The organism is Conyzicola sp. (assembly GCF_057073975.1).
Genome location: NZ_JBXMIS010000128.1, coordinates 1 through 2237 on the forward strand (window position 1 = coordinate 1; position 2237 = coordinate 2237).

General features: G+C 65.7%; 3 protein-coding genes. 1 reads left to right on the forward strand and 2 read right to left on the reverse strand.

Features of this window, described 5'->3' with window-relative positions; genetic code table 11:
- The coding region (locus tag AC14A7_RS11615) for a winged helix-turn-helix domain-containing protein (protein WP_484009205.1) at window positions 1–123 on the forward strand (123 nt) is incomplete at its 5' end.
- A 144-nt stretch (window positions 124–267) separates the two neighbouring features.
- Here AC14A7_RS11615 and AC14A7_RS11620 read toward each other — a convergent pair.
- Together AC14A7_RS11620 and AC14A7_RS11625 are read right to left on the reverse strand one after the other, a co-directional pair.
- On the reverse strand, window positions 268–921 hold the full coding sequence (locus AC14A7_RS11620) for a hypothetical protein (RefSeq protein WP_484009201.1): 654 nt from the start codon (window positions 919–921) through the stop codon (window positions 268–270).
- A gap of 212 nt (window positions 922–1133) precedes the next feature.
- The coding region (locus AC14A7_RS11625; protein WP_484009203.1) for a tetratricopeptide repeat protein at window positions 1134–2237 on the reverse strand (1104 nt) is incomplete at its 5' end.

Here is a 2237-nt window from a genome sequence, read left to right on the forward strand (position 1 = left end):
GCCGAGCCCTCGACCAACGTCGTCGACGTCTACGTCAACTACCTGCGCAAGAAGCTCGACGTCGAGGGACTGCCCCCACTCCTCCACACCGTGCGCGGCGTCGGCTACGTGCTCCGCGGTTAGGCACCGGCCGCCGCGTGACCACCGGAATGGCGAAAGGGCGTGCCTCGAGAGGCACGCCCTTTCGTCTGTTCGTCATCGTGGGCGCTTAGCGAGCCGCCCGCGGAATGTCACCATGACGCGGGGAGATAGTCATTGGCTATCGCCTCAGAAGAGCGGGATGGTTTCGTCGAGCGTGCCCGAATCGGTCTTCGCGGTGAAGACGATGTAGCCGCTGAAGTGCTTCACTCGGCGGAACACCACGTCACGCTCGATGTCGACGTAGGTCTTGAGCGACGAGTCGGTGCTGGCTTCGTCGACCGCGAGGTCGGGCGAGCCCGTCGGCATCCACTGCATCGCGAGCCCGACGTAGTTCGCGTCGGTCACGTCGACACCCGCCTTCATCAGCATCCAGACGGTCTGGTTCGGATCGTCCGTCGGGACGAAGCGAACAGCCGGCGTGAAGTCGACCCAGGTCTGCCCCGAAACGGTGTCACGACGGACTTCCGCATGGAAATCGATGTCGTGATCGAGCGGGGTGCAGGGCGCATCCCACTGGTCCGGGCCGTAGCTGGACGTGGCGGGATCGCAGATCGAGTTCGCCGGGAAATAGACCGCGTTGTTGCCCAGCGCGAACATGCCGCCCGATGGTGTCACCGTGAAGTCGGCCGACATCGAGTCCGGCGCAACGGAGTTGGTGATTACGTCCAGCGAGGGGGCACCGGCAGGACGAGCGGTATGACGAACCGTCGGCGCTACCGCCTGATCAGCCGCAGAGCACGCTGCGAGCAGCGCCACCGCGGAGGTCAGAGTCAGCCTCATGAACGAACGATTCGAGCGAAACATGGGTTAGTCCTGAAAGGGAAGAAACATGGCTTGCGGCCTCTTCTAAAGCACACCCTGTACCAGCACGCTCAACAGTCAGCTGCAAGCTTGTAACTGCCACTGCCACAACATCTTGCGCTAGCGGGCTCACCATTGTCTCTGCGAGCCCAAAACCCTGCTCTCGGTACTAATGACCGGTCACTAGGTCGTTATGTCCGGGCCAGAATGTCCTCGAGCTTCCGGTCGATCTCCGTGTAGCCCATCCCCTTCACCCGGTCCACGTAGTTCTCCACGACCTGCCTCATCCGGTCCTTCGCCACATCATATAACGCCTCGGCACAGGCCGCTGTGAGCCAGGCCGCAACGTAGAGGTCGGTTCCCTCAGCCATTTCCAGGGCCTGCTCGAACCTGGCCAGCGATTCCGCGGTCTTGCCGTCCCGGACCCCGACGTGGACCCCGAGCGCCTCGACCAGCTCGCGACCCTGGAACCAGTCGTTGCGCGACCGCATCCGCTCCCCGGCCGTCTCGAACTTCTCCCGGGCGGGCTCCGCCTTCCCCTGCGCCAGCAACGACAGCCCCGAGCCGGCGATTGCCCCGATCTCGACGTCCGAGTGCCCGATCCGTTGCGCGAGCGAGGTGGTGACGTCGTACAGCTCCGCGGCCGAGTTGTACTCGTGCCGGTCGCGATCGAGGTGGGCGAGGTTGAACAGGGCGTAGAGCTGCCGCTCGCTGTTCTTCGCCGCGGCGAACAGCGCCGGCGACTCGCCGAACAGCTCCCTCGCCCGGTCGAACTCACCTCGCTTCAGGTAGACGACGCCCAGGTTGAGCGCGGCCACCCCCCAGATGTCCGGCGCTCCCGCCGTGCGGCCGATCGAGATCGCCGTCGTGAGGTGGACCTTCGCCTCCTCCCAGTTGCCAAGCATGATGTACGCGCCGCCGAGGTTCGCGTGGCACCGCACCTGCCCGCGACGGTCGCCTAACGATTCCCAGAGCGCCAGCGCGCGCTTGTGGATCTCGAGCCCCTTGGTCGGCTGGTCCTGCTGGATCGCGCTCGCCAGCCGGATCAGCGACTCGGCATGCAGCGTCGGGTCGGCGACCTGCTCGGCGAGCTTGACACATTCCCACGCCACCAGCTCGCCGTCGCGCGTGTTGCCTAACCGCCAGTACGCGTGCGAGATCATGTTCAGCAGCGGGATCCGCTCGGCGATCGCGCCTAACGATTGGGCCTCGCTGTCGAGCGCCCGCGCCGCCTCGAGCGTCTTCTGCGCCGGCTGCCCGAGGAAGCCGCGCAGCCGCTCCCGCATGACGCGCAG

Coding starts and splice junctions, on each gene's coding strand:
- AC14A7_RS11620 (WP_484009201.1), bottom strand. CDS start 921: ATGAGGCTGACTCTGACCTCCGCGGTGGCGCTGCTCGCAGCGTGCTCT.